We start from the raw sequence: 805 nt of genomic DNA, 5'->3' as shown, positions 1-805 counted from the left end.
CCTGGTCAACCTGGGCAACGCCACCGGCCACCCCAGCCGCATCATGGACGGCTCCTTCGCCAACCAGGTCCTCGCGCAGATGTATCTGTTCGATCAGGGTTACGCCAACCACTCTGACGCCGTGAAAGAAAAAATGCTCAAGGTGGAAGTGCTGCCCAAACAGCTGGACGAAGAAGTGGCCCGTTACATGGTGGAAGGCTTCGGTGGCGTGATCACCAAACTGACCCAGGAGCAGGCCGACTACATCGGCGTCGGCGTGGAAGGCCCCTTCAAGCCCGAGCACTACAAGTACTAAGTCGGACGTCTGACGCCGGAAGTCGGATGCCAAAAGCGTCAGACTTCCGACGTCCGACCCGGCCATCGAAAGCACTACGCTTTCAACAATGACAAACGTAAATGGCAAGCCCCATGCAACGAATCAGTTTTGAATTTTTTCCTCCCAAGACAGAACAGGGAAAGGAAAAATTACTGGCCACGCAGAAGAAGCTGCTGGCCAAAAACCCGGCTTTCTTTTCCTGCACCTTTGGTGCCGGCGGCTCTACCCGTGACAACACCCGCGACATGGTCAACAAGCTGCGCGAGCAGCACGGCGACACCGCCCCGCACCTCAGCTGCATCGGTCAAAGCAAGGAAGAAATCCTTGAACTGGTGAACGGCTATAAGGATGCGGGTGTCACCCGCATCGTCGCCCTGCGTGGTGACCTGCCTTCCGGCATGGGTTATGCGCAAAGCGAAATCAAATACGCCGATGAACTGGTGGCCCTGATCCGCCAGGAAACCGGCGACCACTTCCAGCTGGAAGTGG

At 57.3% G+C, this 805-nt stretch carries 2 protein-coding genes; both read left to right on the top strand.

Annotated elements, in window-relative coordinates; translation table 11 throughout:
• The coding region (locus A3754_RS01820; protein ID WP_197468373.1) for an adenosylhomocysteinase at window positions 1–295 on the top strand (295 nt) is incomplete at its 5' end.
• A 113-nt stretch (window positions 296–408) separates the two neighbouring features.
• The coding region (locus A3754_RS01815; RefSeq protein WP_197468372.1) for a methylenetetrahydrofolate reductase at window positions 409–805 on the top strand (397 nt) is incomplete at its 3' end.

The organism is Alcanivorax sp. HI0083 (assembly GCF_001635175.1).
This window is presented reverse-complemented; position numbering and strand designations above follow the sequence as displayed.